General features: G+C 59.5%; 24 protein-coding genes, 1 pseudogene and 1 riboswitch. Of the genes and pseudogenes, 10 read left to right on the forward strand and 15 right to left on the reverse strand.

The genetic code is table 11. The features are described from left to right. Positions 1–9 precede the first annotated feature (9 nt). On the reverse strand, positions 10–621 hold the full coding sequence (gene cobO, locus GIR22_RS14880; protein WP_154744073.1) for a cob(I)yrinic acid a,c-diamide adenosyltransferase: 612 nt from the start codon (positions 619–621) through the stop codon (positions 10–12). A gap of 78 nt (positions 622–699) precedes the next feature. Then, a riboswitch (cobalamin riboswitch) is annotated at positions 700–935 on the reverse strand. A gap of 97 nt (positions 936–1,032) precedes the next feature. Here cobO and GIR22_RS14885 point away from each other — a divergent pair. Then, positions 1,033–2,343, forward strand: a pseudogene (locus GIR22_RS14885) (PQQ-dependent sugar dehydrogenase). Positions 2,344–2,415: 72 nt separating this feature from the next. Here the strand turns inward: GIR22_RS14885 and GIR22_RS14890 are convergent. The 5 genes from GIR22_RS14890 to GIR22_RS14910 all read right to left on the reverse strand — a co-directional run bounded on the left by GIR22_RS14890 (position 2,416) and on the right by GIR22_RS14910 (position 7,054). Next, positions 2,416–2,955: a C40 family peptidase gene (locus tag GIR22_RS14890; protein ID WP_154744074.1), complete on the reverse strand. Its 540-nt coding sequence runs from the start codon at positions 2,953–2,955 to the stop codon at positions 2,416–2,418. Positions 2,956–3,099: 144 nt separating this feature from the next. Then, positions 3,100–3,744 carry a C40 family peptidase gene (locus tag GIR22_RS14895; protein ID WP_154744075.1) on the reverse strand — a complete coding sequence of 215 codons (645 nt, stop codon included), beginning with the start codon at positions 3,742–3,744 and terminating at the stop codon, positions 3,100–3,102. A gap of 211 nt (positions 3,745–3,955) precedes the next feature. Continuing rightward, the gene (hda, locus tag GIR22_RS14900; RefSeq protein WP_008033543.1) at positions 3,956–4,660 is read right to left on the reverse strand and encodes a DnaA regulatory inactivator Hda; all 705 of its coding nucleotides are present in this window, start codon (positions 4,658–4,660) and stop codon (positions 3,956–3,958) included. A 230-nt stretch (positions 4,661–4,890) separates the two neighbouring features. Continuing rightward, positions 4,891–5,964 carry an AI-2E family transporter gene (locus tag GIR22_RS14905; RefSeq protein ID WP_154744076.1) on the reverse strand — a complete coding sequence of 358 codons (1,074 nt, stop codon included), beginning with the start codon at positions 5,962–5,964 and terminating at the stop codon, positions 4,891–4,893. Positions 5,965–6,007: 43 nt separating this feature from the next. Beyond that, the gene (locus tag GIR22_RS14910; RefSeq protein WP_154744077.1) at positions 6,008–7,054 is read right to left on the reverse strand and encodes a DUF2066 domain-containing protein; all 1,047 of its coding nucleotides are present in this window, start codon (positions 7,052–7,054) and stop codon (positions 6,008–6,010) included. Between the two features lie 339 nt (positions 7,055–7,393). On the opposite strand from GIR22_RS14910, the gene purM reads away from it, so the two are divergent. The 4 genes from purM (at position 7,394) to GIR22_RS14930 (ending at position 10,302) form a co-directional block, all read left to right on the forward strand. Further along, a complete protein-coding gene (gene purM / locus GIR22_RS14915; RefSeq protein ID WP_154744078.1) occupies positions 7,394–8,452 on the forward strand; it encodes a phosphoribosylformylglycinamidine cyclo-ligase in 1,059 nt (352 codons plus the stop codon). An 11-nt stretch (positions 8,453–8,463) separates the two neighbouring features. Then, a complete protein-coding gene (purN, locus tag GIR22_RS14920; RefSeq protein WP_154744079.1) occupies positions 8,464–9,114 on the forward strand; it encodes a phosphoribosylglycinamide formyltransferase in 651 nt (216 codons plus the stop codon). A gap of 8 nt (positions 9,115–9,122) precedes the next feature. After that, positions 9,123–9,836, forward strand: coding sequence for a DUF3108 domain-containing protein (locus GIR22_RS14925; RefSeq protein WP_154744080.1), 714 nt, complete (start codon positions 9,123–9,125; stop codon positions 9,834–9,836). A gap of 277 nt (positions 9,837–10,113) precedes the next feature. Next, complete coding sequence (locus tag GIR22_RS14930) at positions 10,114–10,302, forward strand: hypothetical protein (RefSeq protein ID WP_154744081.1); 189 nt, start codon at positions 10,114–10,116, stop codon at positions 10,300–10,302. Positions 10,303–10,396: 94 nt separating this feature from the next. Here GIR22_RS14930 and GIR22_RS14935 read toward each other — a convergent pair whose 3' ends face one another. The 7 genes from GIR22_RS14935 to GIR22_RS14965 all read right to left on the reverse strand — a co-directional run bounded on the left by GIR22_RS14935 (position 10,397) and on the right by GIR22_RS14965 (position 18,127). Then, entirely contained in the window at positions 10,397–10,942 is a 546-nt protein-coding gene (locus GIR22_RS14935; protein ID WP_154744082.1) for a DUF2058 domain-containing protein, read from the reverse strand. Between the two features lie 25 nt (positions 10,943–10,967). Then, positions 10,968–11,801 carry a nucleoside triphosphate pyrophosphohydrolase gene (gene mazG, locus GIR22_RS14940; RefSeq protein ID WP_154744083.1) on the reverse strand — a complete coding sequence of 278 codons (834 nt, stop codon included), beginning with the start codon at positions 11,799–11,801 and terminating at the stop codon, positions 10,968–10,970. Positions 11,802–11,835: 34 nt separating this feature from the next. After that, positions 11,836–14,079 (reverse strand): GTP diphosphokinase, encoded by a 2,244-nt coding sequence (gene relA, locus GIR22_RS14945; RefSeq protein ID WP_154744084.1) that lies wholly within the window; start codon positions 14,077–14,079, stop codon positions 11,836–11,838. A 136-nt stretch (positions 14,080–14,215) separates the two neighbouring features. Next, on the reverse strand, positions 14,216–15,568 hold the full coding sequence (gene rlmD, locus GIR22_RS14950) for a 23S rRNA (uracil(1939)-C(5))-methyltransferase RlmD (RefSeq protein WP_154744085.1): 1,353 nt from the start codon (positions 15,566–15,568) through the stop codon (positions 14,216–14,218). Next, entirely contained in the window at positions 15,568–16,470 is a 903-nt protein-coding gene (gene cysM, locus GIR22_RS14955) for a cysteine synthase CysM (RefSeq protein WP_154744086.1), read from the reverse strand. The genes rlmD and cysM overlap by 1 nt, the downstream gene beginning before the upstream one ends. Positions 16,471–16,630: 160 nt before the next feature. Next, positions 16,631–17,227 carry a tRNA-uridine aminocarboxypropyltransferase gene (locus GIR22_RS14960; protein ID WP_154744087.1) on the reverse strand — a complete coding sequence of 199 codons (597 nt, stop codon included), beginning with the start codon at positions 17,225–17,227 and terminating at the stop codon, positions 16,631–16,633. Positions 17,228–17,233: 6 nt separating this feature from the next. Beyond that, positions 17,234–18,127, reverse strand: coding sequence for a LysR family transcriptional regulator (locus GIR22_RS14965; RefSeq protein ID WP_154744088.1), 894 nt, complete (start codon positions 18,125–18,127; stop codon positions 17,234–17,236). Between the two features lie 189 nt (positions 18,128–18,316). Here GIR22_RS14965 and speB point away from each other — a divergent pair, with 189 nt between their 5' ends. Genes speB through GIR22_RS14985 form a run of 4 tightly spaced genes read left to right on the forward strand, consistent with a single transcriptional unit; the run spans position 18,317 to position 22,643 of the window. Continuing rightward, positions 18,317–19,267 carry an agmatinase gene (speB, locus tag GIR22_RS14970; RefSeq protein WP_178122265.1) on the forward strand — a complete coding sequence of 317 codons (951 nt, stop codon included), beginning with the start codon at positions 18,317–18,319 and terminating at the stop codon, positions 19,265–19,267. Then, complete coding sequence (locus GIR22_RS14975; protein ID WP_154744089.1) at positions 19,267–19,692, forward strand: YybH family protein; 426 nt, start codon at positions 19,267–19,269, stop codon at positions 19,690–19,692. The genes speB and GIR22_RS14975 overlap by 1 nt, the downstream gene beginning before the upstream one ends. Positions 19,693–19,713: 21 nt before the next feature. Further along, positions 19,714–21,225, forward strand: coding sequence for a purine-cytosine permease family protein (locus GIR22_RS14980; RefSeq protein ID WP_154744090.1), 1,512 nt, complete (start codon positions 19,714–19,716; stop codon positions 21,223–21,225). Positions 21,226–21,260: 35 nt separating this feature from the next. Further along, on the forward strand, positions 21,261–22,643 hold the full coding sequence (locus tag GIR22_RS14985; RefSeq protein WP_154744091.1) for a sodium:solute symporter family protein: 1,383 nt from the start codon (positions 21,261–21,263) through the stop codon (positions 22,641–22,643). 612 nt (positions 22,644–23,255) lie between these two features. On the opposite strand, the gene GIR22_RS26610 is transcribed toward GIR22_RS14985, so the two are convergent. Then, positions 23,256–23,378 (reverse strand): PA1414 family protein, encoded by a 123-nt coding sequence (locus GIR22_RS26610; RefSeq protein WP_003210728.1) that lies wholly within the window; start codon positions 23,376–23,378, stop codon positions 23,256–23,258. 139 nt (positions 23,379–23,517) lie between these two features. Then, positions 23,518–24,411 carry a putrescine utilization regulator PtrR gene (gene ptrR, locus GIR22_RS14990; protein WP_154744092.1) on the reverse strand — a complete coding sequence of 298 codons (894 nt, stop codon included), beginning with the start codon at positions 24,409–24,411 and terminating at the stop codon, positions 23,518–23,520. 103 nt (positions 24,412–24,514) lie between these two features. Between ptrR and GIR22_RS14995 the strand changes: the two genes are divergently transcribed. Then, complete coding sequence (locus tag GIR22_RS14995) at positions 24,515–25,681, forward strand: MFS transporter (RefSeq protein WP_154744093.1); 1,167 nt, start codon at positions 24,515–24,517, stop codon at positions 25,679–25,681. Positions 25,682–25,753: the final 72 nt, after the last annotated feature.

A 25,753-nucleotide genomic window follows, 5' to 3' on the forward strand; every position in this document is an offset into this window, starting at 1 on the left:
CTTGGTAACTCACAGCTCGATGCCCTTCTGTGCCTTGATTCCGGCTTGGAACGCGTGCTTGAGCATGCCCATTTCCGTGACGGTGTCGGCCATTTCAATCAGTTCCGGCTTGGCACCGCGACCGGTGACCAACACATGCTGCATCGGCGGACGGGCTTGCAGGTCGCTGAGTACCCGATCCAGGTCGAGGTAGCCATGCTTGAGCGCGATGTTCAGCTCATCCAGCACCACCAGGCCAATGGAAGCATCCTGGAGCATTTCCCGGGACACCACCCAGGCGGCTTCGGCCGCCGCGATGTCGCGCTGGCGGTCCTGGGTTTCCCAAGTGAAACCCTCGCCCATTACATGGAACCGCACCTGTTCAGGGAAACGACGGAAAAACAACTCCTCGCCAGTACTGTTGCGCCCCTTGATGAACTGCACCACACCGCACTGCATGCCGTGGCCCAGGGCCCGGGCAAGCATGCCAAAGGCCGAGCTGCTCTTGCCTTTGCCGTTGCCGGTCAGCACCAGCAGCAATCCGCACTCGTTCGGTGAATGGGCAATGCGCTCATCGATCAGCGCTTTTTTACGCAGCATACGCGCCAGATGGCGTTCGTCACGATCGGGGGAATCAGTCATGGCAGCTCTCCGTTGGGGCTGGACAAAAACGGCGGGCAGGAAAAGACAAAACAGACAGCCAAGCATCGCCCACCGTGATGCTGTTGGATGAATCAGGCCGGTCTCCGGGCTCATGAGCGACTCTACAGTCAGCGGCGCGCCTTCCCATATCGCGGGGCGATACAGTGGCAAAAACACCGTTTTCACTCATTTACCGTTGCGGGGGCAGCGCCGGGATCGTGGTGTCACTGTCGAAAAATGCACTCACTCACCGGCTTCCCTGTTTCACTCTGTCGACGCGCACGCCACAGAGCACCTGAAACAAGCGGCGAAGGTTAGTGGGTTGGGGGTAGAGCGTCAATTAAAGCCGTCCGCGCGCTTGAACCATCGAGCCGCTACGCTCCTCTCATCACAGGTATCAAGGAGAAAACCATGCACAAGAGACGGGCCTTACTCATCATGCTCGCAGGCACTCTCGCGGCCTGCGGCGAAAACGCTACCCTGCAAGTGTTCGATGGCACGGGGCCCTCGCCCAAGTTGCCGGAGCCGAACAAAACCCTGATCCCTACCGTGAACATCGCCCCGGCGATCGGTTGGCCTGAAGGTGCCAAGCCGACCGCAGCCGCCGGCACCCAGGTGGCTGCGTTCGCCGAGGGCCTGGATCATCCGCGCTGGCTGTACGTACTGCCCAATGGCGATGTACTGGTAGCTGAAACCAACGCACCGCCCAAGCCGGATGACGCCAAGGGCATTCGTGGCTGGGTCATGGAGAAGGTCATGGGCCGCGCCGGAGCTGGTGTGCCCAGCCCGAATCGCATCACCCTGCTGCGCGATGCCAACCACGATGGGGTTGCGGAAACCCGCAGCGTATTCCTGGAAAATCTCAACTCGCCGTTCGGCATGACGCTGGTGGGCAATGACCTGTATGTCGCCGACTCGGACAAGCTGCTGCGCTTCCCTTACCAACCGGGGGAAACAGTCATCAAGACAGAAGGCGCCAAGGTGGTCGATTTACCCGGCGGCCCACTTAACCATCACTGGACCAAAAACGTCGTGGCCAGCAAGGACGGTAAGAAGCTGTACGTCAGCGTCGGCTCCAACAGCAACGTCGGGGAAAACGGCCTGGAAGCAGAACAGGGCCGGGCCGCCATCTGGGAAGTGGACCGGGCCAGCGGCCAGCACCGAATCTTCGCTTCCGGCCTGCGCAACCCCAATGGCATGGCCTAGGAACCGCAAAGCGGCAAGCTGTGGACAGCAGTCAACGAGCGCGATGAGATTGGCAGCGACCTGGTGCCGGACTACATCACCTCGGTCAAGGACGGTGGGTTCTACGGCTGGCCGTACAGTTACTACGGGCAGCACGTTGATGTACGCGTAACACCGCAGGATCCAGACCTGGTAGCCAAGGCCATTGCGCCGGACTATGCGGTGGGCCCGCATACTGCATCTCTCGGGCTGACCTTCGCCGCAGGCAGCACGTTGCCTGCCCAGTTCAGCAATGGCGCGTTTATCGGCCAACACGGTTCGTGGAACCGCAAGCCGCACAGTGGCTACAAGGTGATCTTTGTGCCGTTTGAGGCAGGCAAGCCGAAAGGCCAGCCGATGGATGTGCTGACCGGGTTTCTCAACAGCGATGAGAAAGCCATGGGCCGGCCAGTGGGCGTGGTGATCGATCAACAGGGGGATTTGCTGGTGGCGGATGATGTGGGAAACAAAGTGTGGCGGGTATGGGCCGCGAAGTAGCAGAGTAGTAATAAGCTGCAAGTGGCTGTAACGCGCCTTCTTGCAGCTTATAGCTTGAAGTTTGTAGCGACTTCAAGGATTCCTCGCCAGATGCTCAGCCGGCAAGACGCGCTTGGCACTCAGGTAAGCATTCTGCCAATACGCCTTGGACAGGGTATCGAGCTTCACCGTGCCACCGGTTTGCGGCGCATGCACAAAGCGCCCTTCCCCGACATAGATACCGGCGTGACTGACTCGCGAGCCACCACTGGTGGCAAAGAAGATCAAGTCACCGGTCTGCAGAGCGTCTTCGCTCACATCCTGGGCCCGCATCACAATCAGCTCGCGCGTGGTACGCGGCAATGAGATACCCGCCGCATCACGGTAGACAAAGCCAATCAAGCCACTGCAATCAAATCCCGAATCTGGCGTATTACCGCCCCAGCGATAGGGCGTACCCACCAGGCCCAACGCGCGAAAAAGCACATCTTCGGCAACCGGCGAAAAGGTTTGGCTGGAATAGTTGAACACCGGCTTGGGCTTGACGGCCACAGGCGCGGGTGGCGGGTGACTTGCGCAGGCGCTGAGCAGCGCGGCGCAAACGAGAAGAATTAGGCGGACCGAGGTCGACATGGGCAGAACAATCCTGGTCTGGATGCGGCTTTCGCTGCCGAACGCTGAAAACCAGATCGCGCAAGCAAAGCTCGCGCGACTAATTCGCAACAATGTTCAGGGATTCTAGCGCTTACATGTCAAACTTCAAGTATCACATTAACTTTACTTGCGAGCGGTAACGGTAGTCGGGGTCATGGCCAAGGCACGCTTGGCTTCAATGAAGGTCTTGCTCCAGTAGCTGGAGCCCAGCTTATCAATCCGCACACCACCGCTACGGCGGCTGCTGGAGTGAATGAACTGGTCATCACCCAGGTAGATTCCCGCGTGGCTGACGCGACCACGACCATTGGTACTAAAGAAAAGCAGATCACCACGCTTGAGGTTGTTTCGTGCGACCAACGGTGCATCCACGTTGATCATTTCGCGAGTGGAACGCGGCAGATTCATGCCAGCTTCTTCACGAAACAGATAACCGATAAAACCACTGCAATCGAAACCGGCTTCAGAGGTACCGCCGTAACGGTAGCGGGTACCGATCAGGGACATGCCGCGCTCGAGGATGCTGTCGGCCAGAGCTGGCAACCGATAAGGCTTGCTGCCGGCAAGCTCGGCCAGTTCTTTCTCGGTAGCTATTTCTTCTGAATAAGCAGCTTCCTGATAAACAGTGGAAGACTGCGCAGCAACGAATTTTTGTTGATTGCCTTGTTGAGGTTTTTGCTGCTCAGCCACTTGTTGAGTGTGGGTGGCGCAACCAAACAACAGGGTAACGAATGCGAGAGGCACGAGGGGTGCGAAGCGATTTAGCATGGGCACAACCGTGGCTGATATTTAAAGAAGTCGAGACTATGCCCTCTACCACATCGATTTGCAAATTCAATCGCGATTGATGTGACTTCTTGTTTGAACCATGACATCTAAGCCCTTAAATCTCATTTAAACCCTTTTGTGTGGCCAAACCGGCCTGGGCACAGGATTTCTGGCGCCTGGAAAATGCCAAACCCCCGACTTCAGGGGCTGCCTACCAGCCAAGGGTTTCCTTGAGGAAGGGGATGGTCAGCTTACGCTGGGCCTGCAAGGAGGCCTGATCGAGGCGCTCGAGCAATTCGAACAGCGCGCTCATGCTGCGGGTGCCGCGAGTAAGGATAAAGTGCCCGACTTCGTCTGTCAGGTGCAGGCCGCGGCGGGAGGCCCGCAGTTGCAAGGCACGCAACTTATCCTCATCGGACAGCGGGCGCATCTGGAATATCAGCGCCAGGGTCAGGCGGGACTTTAGGTCCGCCAGCTTCACCGGCAACTCCCGAGGCGAGGTGGATGCGGCGATCAGCAAGCGCCGGCCACTGTCACGCAAACGGTTGAATAGATGGAACAGTGCCTCTTCCCAATCCGCCCGCCCCGCTACTGCCTGCAGGTCATCCAGACACACCAGTTCATATTGCTCAAGGTTGTCGAGGATCTCGATACCGCGGTCCAGCAGTTCCGCCAGGGGCAGGTAAACCGCCGGTTCCCCCAACTGCTCGAAACGCAGGCAAGCGGCCTGCAGCAAGTGGGTACGCCCCACGCCGTCCTTGCCCCACAAGTAGATCAGGCTTTCGGTCCACCCGGCGTCGGCTTCGCAAAGCCGCTCGACATAGCCGAGTGCAGCGGCATTGGCGCCTGGGTAGTAATTGATAAAGGTAGCGTCGTCACGCAGACGCACACCTAGGGGCAGCTGAATCGGTTTCATGCTGACTGAACAGTTCCCATCGAACCGTTAGGGGCCTCTGTGTAAAGTTTGCAAAGTTTATACCCGTGACGCTGGGCGCACAATGCAACAGACCACAAGCAAAATCAAAGGTTTGCGTTAACTTGTTGGATTTAGGGGACGATTGTTCAACGTAATGGCTAAATGCCAAGAAGCCATTAATGGCAAACCCGGCGCCAGGCCGGGTTTGCCAGTGGAAGCCAAGCCAGGCTTTACAATCCCGGCTCGTCACTACTTGCGTAGATGTCCGAGTCTTTATACAAATCATGCACATGGCGCACCAGCACCATGATCACCGCCGCCACTGGCAGCGCCAGCAAGATACCGGTAAAACCGAACAGTTCGCCGCCCGCCAGGATCGCAAAGATCACTGCCACCGGATGCAGTCCGATCCGATCCCCCACCAGCCACGGCGTCAACACCATGCCCTCAAGGGCCTGGCCAACCATGAACACAGCGACAATCCCCAGCATCGGGTACAAGTCGCCGCCAAACTGGAACAACCCGGCCACCAGCGCCGCGCCAATGCCGATGACGAACCCCATATACGGCACAATCGCCGCCAAACCGGCAATCAAACCAATCAACAGCCCCAGCTCCAGGCCGATGGCCATCAGCCCCGCCGCATAGATGACCCCCAGCGCCAACATCACCATCAACTGGCCACGAACAAAGGCGCCGAGCACTTCATGACACTCATCGGCCAGGGACACAATACGTGCCTCGCGGTCACGAGGCAGCAGGCTGCGAATCTTGGCCATCATAATGTCCCAATCCCGCAGCAGATAGAACGCCACCACGGGAATCAGCACCAGGTTGGTCAACCAGCCGAGGAGCGCCAGGCTCGACGCCGTGGCTTTACTGAGCACCACACCAACGATGTCGGTCGTCTGGCCCATGTGTTCACTGATCGCCGCCTTGACCTTGTCGAACTTCCAGAAACCATCGGCCAGGCCCAGCTTGGCCTGGGCCCAAGGCATGGCAGTCTGTTGCAGCCAGTCGAGCATTTGCGGCGCCAGTTCATACAGGCGCAACAATTGCTTGGCCAGCATCGGCACCAGCACCAGCAGCAGCGCCATGACGATCAGGGTGAACAGCGTAAACACCGCCACCACGCCCCAGGTGCGCGACAGCCCGACCTTCTCCAGGCGATCCACCACTGGATCGAACAGATAGGCCAGCAGCAACGCGACCAGAAACGGCGTCAGGATTGAATGCAGCAAAAACACAAAAATGCATAGCAGGACAATCCCGCCAAGCCACACCCAACGACGCGTATCCGTCATAAACCACTCCATTTTTCAGTTGCTTCTATATAAGGAAGAACATTTACCAGCGAAAGCGTAGCTGTGGCTGTGGTTCAGCCAATACTGGCGGAGTACCGTCCATGGCGGGTTGCTGGGCAGGTACTGGCGCAACCTCATCGGCAGGCACTTCTTGCAACTTGGCCAGGCTCAACTGTGTGCGCAGCTGATCCGCACTGCCATTGACCCGGTACACGATACGACTGCCATCCACCCGCAACGGCCGCCCACCAAAGGGCTCAAGCAAACGGCCCAAGGCAGCATAGCGTTCCAGGTTCATGTCTTGCACTTCCAGCAATTGTTCGCCACTCACCCCGGGCTTGACCGCGAAACGCGGTGCCAGGCGCTCAGTGACCGCCAGCAGTACCGCATCGGCGAGGGCTGTGGCATCAGCGCCCTGCGCCGTGCCCTGCTCGCTTTTATCACCCAGCCACAGCCGCCATTTGGCTTGCCACTGACCACTTTCTTCACGGGCGTGCACCGCCAGCAAAGCGTCAGCACCATAACGTTCGGACGCCGCACGCAGTGGGGTCGCATCCGGGCTCTCAAGATTGGGGGCGGAAGCTACGATCTGCTCATCCAGGTCGCCCAGAGGTAGGCGTAGCGGCAGGCCACGGTGCTGAGCGGCCCGTCGCAACGGTTCGGCGCTGGCCTGACCATCACCCACCAGGCTACTGCCTTCGGTGGAGTCGTTCAGCCACCAACCGAGGATCACCGGCCGATTGCTGCCCCACAATGCCAGGCCAGCTTCGCGCAAGGCGCGATCGGTGCTCACCGGATCGAAATCCACTTGCAGGCTCTCTGGAGGACCGGCGTCATAGCCATACTGGCTGATGATCTGTTGCGGGTCCTTGCGGATCGCGGCCAAACCAGGGCCTTGAGCGGCCTTGGCATCACCGGTCAAACGGATGATTAGCGTCTCCAGAGCACGCTGTGTCGCCTGGGCACGTTCCTCAGGGGCTTGGCTGCTGACCGGTTCCAATACTTGATAGAGACCATTGAGGGTTTCGGCATGACTCGCCAGGCTGACCAATGACAAACAGCCCACAAAGAAAAATTTACACAGACGCATGGAGGATTCCCGACACAAAAAACGGCTGGAACAGACCGTATGAAGATTGCTGAGCAAGGCTGTGACCACAGTAACTGGCAAAACATTCACAGGGCCTTGGTAAGTTTTCGTGCTGTCATAACGATAGCCGGTTAAAGGCTATACCTTAATACAGCCTCTAAGCACGTCGATTAGGCTTTTTTTAACACCATATGCTCCTGCCCGTCGGCGCGAGGATGGCCGCTGCCCCTCAAGCCTGATAAAATCGCGCGCCTTCGCAGACCGGCAACGCCTGGGCATTTTCGCAAGTGCCCCGCTGAATCGGTCGTTACCCAGAAATCCCCCCTAAAGGCCTGGATCATGAGCAAGCAACCCTCCCTGAGCTACAAGGACGCCGGTGTAGACATCGACGCCGGTGAAGCATTGGTCGAACGCATCAAGAGCGTCGCCAAGCGCACCGCGCGCCCCGAAGTCATGGGTGGCCTGGGCGGTTTTGGCGCCCTCTGCGAAATCCCGGCCGGCTACAAGCAGCCAGTCCTGGTGTCCGGCACCGACGGTGTGGGCACCAAGCTGCGCCTGGCACTGAACCTGAACAAGCACGACAGCATCGGCATCGACCTGGTAGCCATGTGCGTCAACGACCTGGTGGTCTGCGGTGCCGAGCCTCTGTTCTTCCTCGACTACTACGCCACCGGCAAGCTCAACGTCGAAACCGCGACCCAGGTCGTGACGGGTATCGGCGCAGGCTGTGAACTGTCCGGTTGCTCCCTGGTCGGCGGCGAAACCGCTGAAATGCCGGGCATGTACGAAGGCGAAGACTACGACCTGGCCGGCTTTTGCGTCGGCGTCGTGGAAAAGGCCGAGATCATCGACGGCTCCAAGGTTGCCGCCGGTGATGCGCTGCTGGCCCTGCCATCGTCCGGTCCGCACTCCAACGGCTACTCGCTGATCCGCAAGATCATCGAAGTGTCCGGCGCCGACATCGAGAACATCCAACTCGACGGCAAGCCGCTGACCGACCTGCTGATGGCCCCGACGCGCATCTACGTCAAGCCGTTGCTCAAGCTGATCAAGGACACCGGCGCCGTCAAGGCCATGGCCCACATCACCGGCGGCGGCCTGCTGGACAACATTCCGCGCGTCCTGCCAAAAGGCGCCCAGGCGATCGTCGACGTGGCCAGTTGGCAGCGTCCGGCAGTCTTCGACTGGCTGCAAGAGAAAGGCAACGTCAGCGAGACCGAAATGCACCGTGTGCTGAACTGCGGCGTAGGCATGGTGATCTGCGTGGCTCAAGAGCACGTTGAAACTGCGCTGAACGTCCTGCGTGAAGCCGGCGAGCAGCCATGGGTCATCGGCCAGATCGCCACCGCTGCCGAAGGTGCAGCCCAGGTTGAACTGAAGAACCTTAAGGCACATTGATGCAAGAGCGGATGCCCGCAACCTGTGATGTCGTGGTGCTGCTCTCGGGCACCGGCAGTAATTTGCAGGCCTTGATCGACAGCACGCGCACAGGCGAAAGCCAGGCGCGCATCGCTGCGGTGATTTCCAACCGCAGCGACGCCTATGGCCTGCAACGCGCCAGGGACGCCGGTATCGACACCCGCACCCTGGACCACAAGGCTTTCGAAGGTCGCGAAGCCTTCGATGCCGCCCTGATTGAGTTGATTGATGCCTTTAACCCCAAGCTCGTGGTCCTGGCCGGCTTCATGCGTATTCTCAGCGCAGACTTCGTGCGGCACTATCAGGGGCGCCTGCTGAATATCCACCCTTCCCTGCTACCCAAATACAAAGGGTTACATACGCACCAACGCGCCCTCGAGGCCGGCGACACGGAGCACGGCTGCAGCGTGCACTTCGTCACCGAGGAACTCGATGGCGGGCCTCTGGTCGTACAGGCAGTGGTTCCGGTAGAGTCTGCGGACTCTGCGCAGACACTTGCGCAACGGGTTCATACCCAGGAACACAGGATTTACCCGCTGGCTGTTCGCTGGTTCGCCGAGGAGCGGTTGATTCTTGGTGAACAGGGTGCATTATTGGACGGTCAGTTACTTGCGGCCAGCGGCCACTTGATTCGAACCTAGGAGATTTTATGCGTCGCGCCCTGCTCTTCGCTTTTGCGCTGCTTGCCTTGCCTGCCGTGCAAGCAGCAGACCTACACCCTTTCTCCGCCAGCTATACCGCCGACTGGAAACAGTTGCCAATGAGCGGTTCGGCCGAACGCAGCCTGGCCAAGAGTGACGATGGCACCTGGACCTTGAATTTCAAGGCGTCCATGATGATCGCCAGCCTCAGCGAAACCAGCGTGATTCGCTTTGCCAAGGATACCCTGCAGCCGCAGAGCTACAGCTTTGAACGCGGCGGGCTGGGCAAGGCGAAAAAGATCAACCTGGACTTTGACCAGGCGGCCAACAAGGTCACTGGCTTTGAAAACAAGGACCCGGTGAATGTCGCCCTCGAAAGCGGCATGCTCGACAAATCGACCTACCAGCTTGCCCTGCAACGTGACGTTGCCGCCGGCAAGAAAAGCATGAGCTACCGCGTGGTTGAAGGTACGGACACCGACACCTACGATTTCCGCGTGATAGGCCCGGAAAAGGTCCAGACCAAAGCAGGCTCCATTGATGCCATCAAGGTCGAGCGCGTACGTGACCCGACACAAAGCAAGCGCATCACCCAGATGTGGTTTGCCAAGGATTGGGGCGGTATTCTGGTTGCCTTGCGCCAGGTAGAAACCGACGGCAAGGAATACAACATCATGCTTCAAGACGGTACCGTGGATGGCAAGGCTGTCAAAGGCAACTGATCCATCGCTATCGAATAAACAGCCTCGCGTAATGCGGGGCTTTTTTTCGCCTGTTGTCCCGCTGACCAGGCCCCAGGCCAACCCCAAAACATGAAACATTTGTCATAAAACTCAAGCCCCTGCGACCTAATGTCGCGGCTTTCGAGGGCTGCAGGATTGTTCCTGATTCGGTAAAGGTCTGTTGCATTTCTTGCTTATTTACTTAGCAAACTAACAAACCTTATAACAAAGGCCTGCGACGCCTTGCCGCAGACCAACCAGAGATTGGAGCAAGCAGATGACAGTAAAAGTAACTGAACGCGACGATGCACATATGCCCCATGAAGCGGTAGCCTATGGGATTCATATCTGGGATGTGCACCAACAAGACCTGCTGGTAGGCATGTTTCACAATGAGAGCGATGCCCATAATTATAAAAACGAGCTCGAAACCCTTGAGAAGAAACCCCAGGCACAAAGCTCCTGAATCACTGGAATCCCATAGCCACCCGGCCCACGCAGCCGCAGTGCCTATAAACACAAACCCCGCCTTTTGAGCGGGGTTTGTTGTTTCTACAGCCTTACCACATCAGATCGTCAGGGATCTGGTAGGCGGCGTACGGGTCATCCTCATCCGGCACTTGGCTTTCGGTCAGGATATTGAGCTGGACGATACGTTCGGGTGCCCGCTCCTGGATCTTCAGCGCCGCCTCGCGGGGGATGACTTCGTAGCCTCCACCGTGATGGACAATCGCCAGGGAGCCGTTGCTCAGTTTGTTACGCATCAACGTGTTGACCGACAGGCGCTTGACCTTTTTATCATCGACGAAGTTGTAGTAATCCTCAGTGGTCAGCTTGGGCAGGCGCGAGGTTTCGATCAATTGCTTGACCTGGGCCGTACGGGCCTTGGCCTCGGCCTTTTCCTGCTGCTGGCGGTTCAGTTCCTGGTCTCGCTTGACCTTCTCGGCGTGAGCCTCAATGGCCCGGCGAGCTTGGGTATCGTCCGCCTCGGCCTGGCCTTTATGAACCAGGCGCTGTTGTTTCTGTTTCTCTTTACCGACCTGTTTGGCCTGCTTTTGATTGACCAGGCCTGCTTTGAGCAACTGGTCGCGAAGGGAAATACTCATGGTGCTTACTCACTTAGGCAACTGCTCAACCGCAGCTGGACACATTCTTTTCCTGACGTTTGGCTTCGCCCCACAGGACGTCCAACTCTTCGAGGGTGCAATCTTCCATGGGACGGTGGGTATCGCGCAATGCCTGTTCAATAAATCGGAAACGTCTTTCGAATTTGGCATTGGCACCGCGCAAGGCGGTTTCCGGGTCGACCTTGAGGTGCCGGGCCAGGTTGACCGCCGCAAACAGCAGGTCACCGACCTCGTCGGCAATAGCCGCCGGGTCGTTATCGGCCATGGATTCGAGCACTTCATCCAGCTCTTCACGCACGTTATCCACCACCGGCAACGCTGCTGGCCAATCGAAACCGACTTGCCCCGCACGCTTTTGCAATTTGGCTGCGCGGGACAAGGCCGGCAAAGCTGTAGGTACGTCATCGAGCAGGGATAACTGCTCTGGCGCAGCGGATTTTTCTGCGCGCTCCTCGGCCTTGATGGCCTCCCAACGCTCCTTGACCTGCTCTTCGTTCAGTTGAGGAACATCCAGCGGCGCGTACAGATCGCCCGTCGGGAACACATGGGGGTGACGACGAACCAGTTTGCGGGTGATGCTGTCGATTACACCGGAAAATTCGAAGCGCCCTTCTTCCCGCGCCAACTGGCTGTAATAGACCACCTGGAACAGCAGGTCGCCCAGCTCACCTTGCAGGTGATCAAAATCCCCACGCTCAATGGCATCGGCGACTTCATAGGCTTCCTCCAGCGTGTGGGGGACGATGGTGGCATAGGTTTGCTTGATGTCCCACGGGCAACCGTATTGCGGGTCCCGCAGGCGGTTCATCAAGTACAACAGGTCTTCTAGGGAATACATTGATCTCAGTCCGCGTTCATCCAAACAGATCGATTTATGGCGTCCGATTGCGCCGGGTTTCAATGATGTTCGGCAACTGGGAAATGCGCCCCAGCAGCCGCCCCAGCGCGTCCAGCCCCGGAATCTCGATAGTCAGGGACATCAACGCGGTGTTGTCCTCCTTGTTCGAGCGGGTGTTGACCGCCAGCACGTTGATCCGCTCATTGAGCAACACTTGCGACACGTCCCGTAGCAAACCGGAGCGGTCGTAGGCGCGGATGATGATGTCCACCGGGTAGGTGAGCACCGGCACCGGCCCCCAACTGACCTGGATGATCCGCTCCGGCTCGCGCCCGCCCAATTGCAACACCGAAGCGCAATCCTGGCGGTGAATGCTCACACCGCGGCCCTGGGTGATGTAGCCAACGATGGCATCGCCAGGCAGTGGCTGGCAGCAACCCGCCATTTGCGTCAGCAGATTGCCGACACCCTGGATCTGGATATCGCCGCGCTTGCCCGGTTTATAGCCGGTGGCCTTGCGCGGAATCAGCTCCAACTGTTCGTTGCCGCGCTCCGGCTCCACCAGTTGCTGGGCCAGGTTGACCAACTGCGCCAGGCGCAAATCGCCGGCACCGAGGGCGGCAAACATGTCTTCGGCGATCTTCATGTTGGCCTTTTCGGCCAGCTTGTCGAAGTCCACCTGAGGCAGGCCCAGGCGCGCCAACTCACGCTCGATCAAGGTCTTGCCGGCGGCGACGTTCTGGTCGCGCGCCTGAAGTTTGAACCAGTGGACAATCTTCGCCCGCGCCCGGGATGTGGTGATGTAACCCAGGTTCGGGTTCAGCCAGTCGCGGCTCGGCGTACCGTGCTTGCTGGTGATGATCTCGACCTGTTCACCGGTCTGCAGGCTGTAGTTGAGCGGTACGATGCGCCCGTTGATCTTGGCGCCACGGCAGTTGTGGCCGATCTCGGTATGCACACGGTAGGCGAAGTCCAGGGGCGTGGCGCCCTTGGGCAGGTCGATGGCGTGGCCGTCAGGGGTAAAGATGTAGACCCGGTCGGGTTCGATATCCACCCGCAGTTGTTCGGCCAGGCCGCCGATATCGCCCAGTTCCTCGTGCCACTCCAGCACTTGGCGCAGCCAGGAAATTTTCTCTTCGTACTGATTGGAGCCCGCCTTGACGTCGGTGCCCTTGTAGCGCCAGTGGGCACAGACACCCAGTTCCGCCTCCTCGTGCATGGCGTGGGTGCGGATCTGCACTTCCAGCACCTTGCCCTCAGGGCCGATGACCGCCGTGTGCAACGAGCGGTAGCCGTTTTCCTTGGGGTTGGCGATGTAGTCGTCGAACTCCTTGGGGATATGCCGCCACAACGTATGGACGATACCCAGCGCGGTGTAGCAATCGCGCATTTCCGGGACCAGCACCCGCACGGCGCGCACGTCGTAGATCTGGCTGAAGGCCAGGCCCTTGCGCTGCATTTTGCGCCAGATGGAATAGATGTGCTTGGCGCGGCCACTGATATCGGCATCGACGCCGGTGGCTTGCAATTCCGTACGCAGTTGGCTCATCACCTCAGCAATGAAACGCTCACGGTCCAGCCGCCGCTCGTGCAGCAGCGTAGCGATCTGCTTGTATTGATCGGGCTCCAGGTAGCGGAAGGACAGGTCCTCCAGCTCCCATTTGATATGGCCGATACCCAGGCGGTGAGCCAGGGGCGCGTAGATGTCGAAGACTTCCCGGGCGACGCGGTTACGCTTTTCGTCATCGGCAGTTTTCACCGCACGAATCGCGCAGGTACGCTCGGCCAGCTTGATCAAGGCGACGCGCACGTCGTCGACCATCGCCACCAGCATCTTGCGCAGGTTTTCCACCTGGCCCTGGGTGCCCAACACTATCGACTGGCGCGGGCTGAGGCTGGCGCTGATAGCGGCCATGCGCAATACGCCATCGATCAGCTTGGCCACCACCGCGCCGAAACGCTGGCTGACCGTCGGCAGCTGGATATGCCCTTCGCGCACGCCGCGATAGAGCACCGCTGCGATCAACGAATCCTGATCGAGCTTGAGGTCGGCGAGGATCTCGGCGATTTCAAGCCCGGTACGAAAACTTGAGGTGCCTTCGGCCCACAGATTCTTGGCCGCATTGTCTTGCTGTTCAGACTCACGAGCGAACTCGCAGGCTGCTTTCAAGGCTTCACGGTCCAGTGCCGGGTCGACACTGACGGCATGATCCAGCCACGCCTCGAGATTGATACTGCCGTCGGTGTTGATCGGCTGGTGTGCTCTCACCTGTACCATCTTGCTTACCTTCCCTACGACGCACCCTTCGATGCGTCAAAATCATCGCTGGTCCACGTTACGACCCATATCATGCACGTTCCCTGACAGGTCACGGGCCCTGGAGAACGCAGGCCAGTCGGATTAAACGGGCATCCTAGCCCGCTTCAAATAACGCCATCGCCTCGACATGGGCCGTCTGCGGAAACATATCGAGGATCCCGGCACGTTTTAGCCGGTAGCCCTGCTTGACCAACAAGGCCGCGTCCCGCGCCAGCGTCGCTGGATTACAGGACACATACACCAGGCGATTGGCTCCCAGAGTGGCGAGCTTGCGCACAACCTCCAGGGCACCGTCACGGGGCGGGTCCAAGAGTACCGCACAAAAGCCTGCCTTGGCCCACTCCGCGTCCGCCAGAGGCTGGGATAAGTCAGCCTGAAAAAACGCTACGTTATGCAAATTATTGCTCGCGGCATTCAGCGCAGCACGTTCCACCATGGCCTGCACGCCTTCTACCGCCACCACTTCCCGCACCTGGCGAGCCAACGGCAAGGCGAAGTTGCCCAGGCCACAAAACAGATCCAGCACCCGCTCGTCGGACGTCGGCGCCAGCCATTCCAGGGCCTGGGCAACCATCGCCTCGTTGACCCCGGCGTTGACCTGGACAAAATCCCCTGGCCGGTAAGCCAGCTCCAGATCCCACTGCTCCAAGCGATAGCCCAAGGCTTGATCCGGCTCGAACGGCTGCGGCTGGCCTTCGCCATGGAGCCACAACTGCGCTTCATGGAAGGTGCAAAACTCCTTGAGGATCGTCAGGTCGGCCTCGGACAACGGGGCCATATGCCGCAACAGCACCGCAATGGACGAGCCACTGAACAACTCCACATGGCCCAATGCCTGGGGTTTGCTCAAACGCCGCAACATATTTGGCAAACGTTGCATGATCGGCTGCAAGGCCTGTACCAGCACCGGGCAATCGTCGATGGCGACGATGTCCTGGCTGGCGGTGGCGCGAAAACCCACCTCGAGGTACTTGGCCTTGGCGTCCCAGCGCACGGCCACCCGGGCACGACGCCGATAGGCGAATTGCGGGCCACTCAAGGGCGCGGCCCACTCTTGCGGCTCGATACCAGCCACTCGGGACAGTTGCTCGGCGAGCATGCGCTGTTTCAGGGCAAGCTGTTCGTCATGGGGCAAATGTTGCAGGCTGCAACCGCCGCAGCGACCGGCATGCGCGCACGGCGCCGGGCGGCGCAATTCACTGGCCTTGAACACCCGCTCGGTGCGGGCCTCGACCACTTTACCGTGGGCACCCAGCACCCGCGCCTCGACTTCTTCCCCGGCCAGGGCTCCAGTGACAAACCAGGTGCGGCCTTCAAGGAACACGATGCCACGGCCATCATTGGCCAGGCGCTCGATGGTCAGGCGCTGTTTCTTGCCCGTCGGTATTTGCGGGGCCCGGCTGCCGCCCGTGGGCTGGAAGCGCAGGCCTCTCTCGTGCTTGGCCATCAGTTGGGCGCGTCGAAAATGCCGGTCGACAGGTAACGGTCGCCACGGTCACAGATGATCGCGACGATCACCGCGTTTTCAAGCTCCTGGGACAAGCGCAACATCCCGGCCACGGCGCCACCGGAGGACACCCCGCAGAAGATGCCTTCTTCGCGGGCCAGGCGCCGGGTGGTGTCTTCGGCTTCACGCTGGGCCATGTCGATGATGCGGTCGACGCGATCGGCGTTGTAGATCTTCGGCAGGTACTCTTGCGGCCAGCGGCGAATCCCGGGGATCGACGCGCCTTCCATGGGCTGCAGGCCCACGATCTGGACCTCGGGGTTCTGCTCCTTGAGGTAGCGCGAGTTGCCCATGATGGTGCCGGTGGTGCCCATCGAACTGACAAAATGGGTGATGGTGCCCTGGGTCTGGCGCCAGATTTCCGGGCCGGTGGTGGTGTAGTGCGCCTCGGGGTTATCCCCATTGGCGAACTGGTCCAGCACTTGGCCACGGCCTTCGGCGGCCATGCGCTCGGCCAGGTCCCGTGCGCCTTCCATGCCTTCTTCCTGGGTCACCAGGACCAACTCGGCGCCATAGGCGGTCATCGCGGCCTTGCGCTCGGCGCTGCCGTTGTCGGGCATGATCAGGATCATCTTGTAACCCTTGATTGCCGCGGCCATGGCCAAGGCAATTCCGGTATTACCGGACGTGGCTTCAATCAGCGTATCGCCGGGCTTGATCTGCCCACGCAGCTCGGCGCGGACAATCATCGACAGCGCCGGACGGTCCTTGACCGAACCTGCCGGGTTATTGCCCTCAAGCTTGAGCAGCAAGATATTGCTGGTGTCACCCGCCATGCGTTGCAAGCGGACCAGGGGTGTGTTGCCGACGCAATCGGCGATGGTTGGGTACTGCAAGGTCATGGCGTATTCGCAATCCAGACTGCGGGGGCACCTATCATACCGGGAAAGACTGGCGGGCCATATCACGCAAAGTGCGGTGCTTATGGCTTAATCGAATAAGAAAAAACAGAGAGGTGGTCGTACCGCAAGCACTGCCGCGACAAACCGGCCGTGGCCATCTTTATCGATCACCATGGTTCCTCTGGAAAACCTCTTCGCCCATCGCCGCGATCTGCCCCTCGATCAATGCTTCGAACGGTTTGAGCAGCGGTTCGAACGAAGCTGGCTTCTCCAGCACCTGCAACGCCTGAACAATCGCTTCCACGGTCGATAACTCCCCTGGTCCCGGAGCCTTGCGCAAGCGATAGCGCGACACGGCCCCCTCGGCCAACATCACCCGAGGCAATGCCGCCAGCAATGGATTGAGGTGCAACAACTTGCGTGCCTTGCGCCAGGTTCCGTCAGGGACGACCAGCAGCAGAGGCTCATCGGATGAGGTGTAAGGCTGCAACGGTTGTGCATCCTCAGCAGGGAACAATAACCGCACCCGGTATCCCGGTGGGTTCAGCAGGGCCTGCAAATCCTCAAACACCTCCCCTACCACGAGTTCGGCGTTCACCAACCCTAACGCCGCCAACCGCGCCGTATTCAAGGCATGGCTGACCTCACTCGGATGTTGCAGCAGCAGTACCCGCGTGCGGCTATCCAGGTTCGGGATCAGCAGACACAAGCAGTGAGTGAGGGGCCGCAGGCAGCGGGAACATTGGGGTCTGGACATGAATTTTCAGGCCTGGTTGAGCTGAGCTTTAAGCAAGTCACGGAAGGTCTGGATCAGCGGCTCGCGGCTACGGCCCCGGCGCATGATCATCGAGAACGGCGCCTGGTAGCCAAAGGTCGCCGGCAGCAGCACCCGCAGGTCGCCCTTGTCGACCCAGGCCTGGGCATAGTGCTCGGGCAAATAGCCAATGTAGGCGCCGGACAACACCAGAATCAGTTGCGCTTCCATACTTTCCACCGTCGCGGCACTGTGCTTGAAGCCATGGCGGGCCAGTTCTGCCTGGCTCCAGTAACCACGCCCCACCATGCGTTGCTGGGTGATCACTTGCTCGGGAATACGCCGCTCGTTGAACAACGGATGCCGGGTGCTGCAATACAGCCAGTGTTGCTCGCGGTACAGCGGCATATAAATCAGCCCGCTCATGCGCGTGGAAAAAGCACCGATAGCCAGGTCCAGGCGATTGTCCTGTACGCCCAGTTGCAGTTCGTAGGGGCTCAGCACCGACAAATGCAAATGCACCGCCGGGTGCTCCAGGCTGTAGGCACCGATCACTTCGGCGAACGGCAGGGCCTTGTCGCTGACGGTGGAATCCAGCACACCGAGCTTGAGGGCGCCACGCAGTTCACCCTTGAGCGCGGCGGCGTATTGTTCGAAACCTTCCAACTCGCCCAAGAGGCGCAGGGTTTCCTGATAGAACAGCTCACCTTTGCTGGTCAGGCTGAAACCGCCTCGGCCACGGTGGCACAGCACCAGGCCCAGTGCGCCTTCCAATTGGCTCATGTAGGTACTGATGGCCGACGTCGACAGGTTCAGCTCGTGCTGGGCGTTGGCAAACCCCTGATGGCGCACGATGCTGACAAAAATGCGCAGGAGTTTGAGGTCGGGCAAGGCGCTAGCCATGAAGTCTCCGGTGAATCGTGACGCAGAGCGTCACAGGATGCGTTCCCACGCAGAGCGTGGGAACGATCAGTCTACCTCAGCCTTTAGTTTATAAAAATCTGAACTAAGTATTTGCCCCCAGCGATTCTTCCCCTCCCTGGCATTTCGCAGAATCGACCTCTAATAAATAAACAACGATGAGGCAATCCCGTGGACAAGATTTTCCACCAACCACTGGGCGGCAACGAAATGCCGCGTTTCGCCGGCATCGCCACCATGATGCGCCTTCCCCATTTGCAATCGGCCGCCGGCCTGGACGCCGCGTTTATCGGCGTGCCCCTGGACATCGGCACCTCGCTGCGCGCTGGCACCCGCTTCGGGCCCCGTGAAATCCGTGCCGAGTCAGTGATGATCCGCCCGTACAACATGGCCACCGGCGCTGCGCCGTTTGACTCGCTGTCCGTCGCGGACATCGGCGATGTCGCCATCAACACATTCAACCTGCTGGACGCGGTGCGGATCATTGAAGAGTCCTACGATGAGATCCTCGAGCACAACGTCATCCCGCTGACCCTGGGCGGCGACCACACCATTACCCTGCCGATCCTGCGGGCGATCCACAAGAAACACGGCAAGGTCGGGCTGGTACACATCGATGCCCACGCCGACGTCAACGATCACATGTTCGGCGAGAAAATAGCCCACGGCACCACCTTCCGCCGCGCCGTGGAAGAAGGTTTGCTCGATTGTGACCGTGTGGTGCAGATCGGCCTGCGGGCCCAGGGCTACACCGCCGAAGACTTCAACTGGAGCCGCAAACAGGGCTTTCGCGTGGTCCAGGCTGAAGAATGCTGGCACCAGTCCCTGGCGCCGCTGATGGCCGAAGTGCGCGAGAAAGTCGGCGGAGGCCCGGTCTACCTGAGTTTCGACATTGACGGCATTGACCCGGCCTGGGCTCCCGGCACCGGCACTCCGGAGATCGGCGGCTTGACCACTATCCAGGCGATCGAGATTATCCGTGGCTGCCAAGGCCTGGACTTGGTGGGTTGCGACCTGGTGGAAGTTTCGCCACCTTACGACACCACCGGAAACACCTCACTGCTCGGTGCCAACCTGTTGTACGAAATGCTCTGCGTCCTGCCGGGCGTGGTCCACCGCTGATGAACGCGCACGACGAGGTTTTGAACGCCGCGGCCGAACTGGTCTCGGCCTTCGCCCGCAATGATCGCGAGGCGTACTTCAGCGCATTCACGGCCGATGCCAGCTTCATTTTTTACACCCTTGCCCAACCGTTGCTCAGCCGAGATGCCTACCTGGCATTGTGGGACAGCTGGCGCCGAGACGAAGGATTCGAGGTGCTGTCCTGCGCCTCGAGCAACGCCTCTGTCAGCCTGCAAGGTGACGTGGCAATTTTCATTCATGAGGTGGTCACCGAACTGCGCATGAACGGGGAGCAATTCATTAGCCAGGAACGCGAGACCATTGTCTTCAAGAAACAAGGGCTGCGCGCACAACAAAAACAAGGCCTGTGGCTGGCCTGTCACGAACATTTATCCGCTATGCCGGAAGGGCTGCCGCCCCCTTAGCCCATGTGATCGGAGCTGATCATGAATAATAAAAACAACCAAAACAGTATTCGCAAAATAGAAACCAACGGGGTCGAACAGATCCCGGAGCATGAACGCACGGCCAGGCCGAAAGATCTGTTCCGGCTGATTTTCGGCGGCGCCAATACCTTTGCCACGGCGGTACTGGGCAGCTTTCCCGTGTTGTTTGGCTTGTCGTTCCAGGCCGGCGTTTGGGCGATTGTGCTGGGTGTGGTGGTGGGCGCGCTGATCCTGGCCCCCATGGGCCTGTTCGGGCCGCTCAATGGCACCAATAACGCCGTGTCTTCGGGTGCGCACTTCGGGGTGCACGGGCGGATCATTGGCTCGTTTCTGTCGCTGCTGACGGCGATTGCCTTCTTCTCGCTGTCAGTGTGGAGTTCAGGGGATGCGCTGGTGGGCGGGGCGAAACGGCTGGTGGGCTTGCCAGAAACCGACCTGACCCTGGGCCTGGCCTATGGCATGTTCGCCATCCTGGTACTGACCGTATGCATTTACGGCTTTCGCTTCATGCTGTGGGTCAACCGCATTGCGGTGTGGGCGGCGAGCCTGCTGTTCCTGCTGGGAATATTCGCCTTCGCGCCCGCCTTCGATAGCCACTTCGCCGGCACCGTTGCCCTGGGCCAGACGGGCTTCTGGGCGGCCTTTATCGGCGCCGCGCTGGTGGCCATGAGCAACCCGATTTCCTTCGGTGCGTTTCTCGGAGACTGGTCGCGCTACATTCCACGAGAAACCCCGAAGGGCCGGATCATGTTGGCGGTGGTAGCCGCGCAGATCGCCACCCTGATTCCGTTCCTGTTCGGCCTCGCCACCGCGACCATCGTGGCGATCAACGCACCGGACTACATCGCCGCCAATAACTATGTCGGCGGCCTGCTGGCGGTAGCGCCGAGCTGGTTCTTCCTGCCGGTATGCCTGATCGCAGTGATCGGCGGCATGTCCACCGGCACCACCTCGCTGTATGGCACGGGCCTGGACATGTCCAGCGTCTTCCCACGGTTGTTGTCGAGGGTCAAGGCGACACTGCTGATCGGCGTGATGTCGATTGCCTTCATCTTTATCGGACGTTTCGCCGCCAACCTGGTGCAAAGCGTGTCGACCTTCGCCGTGCTGATCATCACCTGCACCACACCGTGGATGGTGATGATGATCATCGGTTTGATCGTACGCCGAGGCTATTACTGCCCGGACGACCTGCAAGTCTTCACCCGTGGCGAAACCGGCGGCCGCTACTGGTTCAGCCATGGCTGGAACTGGCGCGGCCTGGGGGCCTGGATCCCGAGTGCGCTGGTGGGCCTGTGCTTCGTCAACCTGCCAGGGCAGTTCGTAGGGCCATTGGGTAACCTAGCCGATGGCATCGACATCAGCCTGCCAGTGACCCTTGGCCTCGCCTCGGTGGTGTACCTGACCCTGCTGCGCCTGTTCCCGGAACCGGCGTCGGTCTATGGGCCGAACGATCCCCGCAGCAAACGCACGGATGTGCTCGACAAACCGGCGATGCAACAAGCCGCCTGATAGCCCATAAAAAAGATAATCGGAGACTCGCCGTCATGGCTTTAGATTTATTCGTCGTCCTCATCTACGCCGCCGGCATGCTGGTGCTCGGCTATTACGGCATGCGCCGGGCCAAGACCCACGAAGACTACCTGGTGGCCGGCCGCAACCTGGGCCCGACACTGTACATGGGCACCATGGCCGCCACGGTGCTGGGCGGTGCGTCCACCGTTGGCACCGTGCGCCTGGGCTATGTCCACGGCATTTCCGGCTTCTGGCTGTGTGCCGCATTGGGTGCGGGGATCATTGCGCTGAATCTGTTTTTGGCCAAACCGCTGCTCAAGCTGAAAATTTTCACCGTGACCCAGGTGCTGGAAAAACGCTATAACCCCATGGCCCGCCAAGCCAGCGCGGTGATCATGCTGGCCTACGCATTGATGATCGGCGTGACCTCGGTCCTGGCCATCGGCACCGTGCTGCAAGTGCTGTTCGACCTGCCGTTCTGGCTTTCAGTATTGATGGGCGGCGGCGTGGTCGTGGTCTATTCAACCATTGGCGGCATGTGGTCACTGACCCTGACCGACATCGTGCAATTCGTGATCAAGACCGTCGGCCTGATGTTTGTCCTGCTGCCGATCTGCCTGTACCGCGTCGGCGGCTGGGATGAACTGGTGGCCAAGCTACCCGCGTCGAGCTTCAATTTCACGGAAATTGGCTGGGACACCATCCTCACCTACTTCATGATCTACTTCTTCGGCATCTTGATCGGCCAGGATATCTGGCAACGGGTGTTCACCGTCCGTAACGAAAAGGTCGCCAGGTACGCCGGTACCTTCGCCGGTTTCTACTGCATCCTCTACGGCCTGGCCTGTGCGCTGATCGGCATGGCCGCCCACGTACTGATCCCGGACCTGGACAACGTCAATAACGCCTTCGCCGCGATCGTCAAAGTATCGTTGCCTGACGGGATTCGTGGCCTGGTAATTGCCGCAGCACTTGCCGCGATGATGTCCACCGCCAGCGCCGGCCTGCTCGCTGCGTCCACCGTCTTGACCGAAGACCTGCTGCCACGCCTGCGCGCAGGTAAACAGTCAAGCCTGAGAGTCAACCGCCTGTTCACCCTGCTGACCGGCATCGCCGTACTGGGCATCGCCCTGCTGGTAAACGATGTGATCAGTGCGCTTACCCTGGCTTACAACCTGTTGGTGGGCGGCATGCTGATCCCGCTGATCGGGGCGATCTACTGGAAACGGGCCACCACCTCGGGCGCGATCACTTCCATGACCCTGGGGTTTGTCACTGCGCTGGTGTTCATGATCAAGGACGGACTGGACGCCAACACGCCAATCTATTACAGCCTTGGTGTGGGCCTACTGAGTTTTGTACTGGTGAGCTTGCTATCCCGTCGGCCTGAGACAGCGGCGGTTCGCTCAATCTGAAAGAGTTTCAGGGTGAGGGTTTGCCTCAGTTTCTTCAACGGGTGCGACGTCGGTTGTCGCACCTGTTTTTTTCTTGGCTGGCCTAGTGCTCGGCCCTTACAAATAAATCGTCGCATTCCCCACAAGCAAAATATTGCTCCAGCACCGGGCACTCAATCACTCCGGTGGCTCCCGCCCTCACCTGCCACGTGCACGCCTGCCCCTGATATTTCAACGTACCTTCAAGGTAACAAGGCGCCCACTCGTAGTGATCATGCAACGCACGGCTATCAATAGTTGCAGCACGTTGGAAAAAATCCCGTACATGGTTCTGATCAAGAGGAACGTCTGAAGGGCGGCAGCTTTGAGGTTCCTGGGATTGGAAGCGGGAGATGACGATGTCTTCTACGTTTTTCATGTACGTAGTGTGCGAATGCGAGCACCCAGTGAGCAGAATCAACAGGCCCAGTGGCCAAAGCCTGAAATTCATTTGCACACCGCACTACTGGATTCTTCAAGGAAGTTTTTTGCTTGCAGACGCGCCCTTAAGGGACAGGGATTGCCCCTACCTCAAGAATCACCCGACAGCGCTCGCACGATTAACCCAACCTTCGCGTGAGCGCTTTTCAGGACTTACCTTCGACGCGGCCGACGTTGCTCATCATCGGTGCGGATAGGCACCGGTTGCAGTGGTGGCTCGATCAAGCCGAGTGCGACGCCGAGGTCGTGCAGCCAGTTTTGCAGTTTCTCTTTCATGGTGCCCCCTTTGAGGGTAGTGCCGAGCGGCTGGAATTCTATGGCCGTCTCCTACAGATAATAGCTCTAAGTCTTACGTAATGCTTGCCCGAAACAACAACGAACTATTACTGAATGGATCAAAATCCTGGCGGATCGTTCAAGCAATCGCCCGGGTATCGTGAACTCGCTCCGCCGTGCCCGCTTGTTGCAGGTCAATCCATGCATTGAGGTTAGCGCCGAGCATACCCTTGCGCCACATCAGCCAGGTGGTGGCGCAGGCAAAAGGCTCCGCCAGCGGATGAACAGACACGCTGTCCTTGCCGGGCAGGCTGTCGAGCATCGATTCAGACATCAACGCCACCCCGGAACCGGCGATCACGCAGGCCAGCATGCCCTGGTAAGACTCAATCTCGATGGCCCGCCCCATGGCTACTCGGTCGTGGGAAAACCAGGCCTCCAGCCGCGCACGGTAGGAACAGCTGCGACGAAAGGTAAACACTGAGCGCCCGGCAACGTCTTGGGGGCCATGCACGGGTGGGTGGTCTGCCTCACAAATCAGCAGCAAGCGCTCTTCACACAGGGGCACGCCATCCAGGGTCGCCAAAGCCAGTGGCCCGTCCACCAGCGCTGCGTCCAGGCGCCCGGAGATCAGCCCCTCCAGCAATTCGCCACTGGGCGCCGATTGCACCTGCAGGTTCACCATCGGATAAGCCTTGTGGTAGCGAGCCAACAACTTCGGCAAATGAATCGCCGCCGTGCTGTACATGCTGCCCAGGACAAAATCCCCGGCCGGCTGCCCACCCTGCACGGCACCATGGGCCTCGTCGTGCAAGGCCAGTAGCCGTGCGCTGTAATCGAGCAAGACTTTGCCGGCCGGGGACAATTGCAAGCGCTGGCGCTCACGGACGAACAACTCGACACCCAGTTGTTCTTCCATTTGCTTGAGCCGGGTCGACAAGTTTGACGGCACCCGATGCAGGCGTTCAGCAGCGCGGGTGATGGAGCCTTCCTCGGCCACTGCCTGGAAGATCCGCAATTGACTGAACTCCATACCTTTCTCCAAAACAGAACAAGTTACTCACTATTATTCATTTTTAAAGAAAGTCAATCCATCCTAGCCTAACGGTCACTCGCTACTCGCAGGAAAATTGTCCATGTCACCGCTGATCCGCTTACTCGCCAGCTTTATTGCCTTGATGATGGCGATGGGCATTGGCCGCTTCGCCCTTACCCCACAAATGCCCCATCTTCTCAGTGAAGGACAGATCGACTTGACCGGCGCCGGCCTGATCGCGGCGGCCAATTACCTGGGCTATTTCGTCGGGGCAGTGGATTCGATGTTTGCCCGCAGCCATCACCATGTACGTGGGCGACTGCTCGGGGGGTTGTGGCTGTGTGTGCTACTGACCCTGGCTTCGTTCTGGGCCAATGGATTTTGGTCGCACCTGTTGCTGCGCTTTGGCACTGGCGTCGCCAGTGCCTGGGTATTGGTGATGATCACCAGCTTGAGCCAACCACTGGCCATTGCCGCCGGCCGCCCGCGGTTGGGTGCGCTGGTATTTGCCGGACCGGGACTGGGGATTTTATTGACCGGGCTACTGGCCCTGGGCTCCAACGTACTGGGGCAAGACTCCGCAACCTTGTGGCTGGTATATGGGGTGGTCGCGTTGATGATGCTATTGGCGATCCTGCCGTTTCTGCCGCAGCCGATCCCCAGCAACGTTCCGCCAGCTACAACCCGCGGCGGTACTAATGGCAGCATCACGCACCTGTGTTGGATCTACGTCCTGTATGGCCTGGGCTACATCATTCCAGCAACCTTTCTGTCGCAGATGGCCAGCACACAGTTCAAGGGTGCCTGGCAGGCCGATCTGTTCTGGCCGTGTTTTGGCCTGGCCGCTGCAGTCGGTGTATGGCTGGTAAGCCTGCGTCGCAAGAACCCCAGCACCACGGGCTACTGGTTGATGGCGACATTATGGCTGCAAGCGGCCGGTGTCTTCGCCTGCCTGCTGGGGAATGGTTGGGGCTTGGCGCTGGGTGTCTTGTTATGTGGAACGCCATTTTTGGCCTGCATGCTGTTGGTGATGCAGCGTTTACGCGAAGTCGCGCCCCATGACTACCAACGCAATACAGGATTGCTGACCGCCAGTTTTGCAGTGGGTCAACTGAGCGGTCCGCTGATGGCATCGGTGAGCAACCATCTCAGCGCAAGCCTGCACCCCGCATTGGTGCTGGCGGGCAGCGGCCTGGTATTGGCGGGCGGCCTGTTATTGCGCCGTGCCCGCACTCCCACAGCGTGCTGCTCGCCCGTCAGCCAGTAGCCAGAGTGCCGACAGGCGTACATGCCCACAGCACGCCAGGATCAGGAAACTGGCCGCGAGTGATCAGTAAAT

This window comes from Pseudomonas karstica (genome assembly GCF_009707515.1).
GTDB classification, from domain to species: domain Bacteria; phylum Pseudomonadota; class Gammaproteobacteria; order Pseudomonadales; family Pseudomonadaceae; genus Aquipseudomonas; species Aquipseudomonas karstica.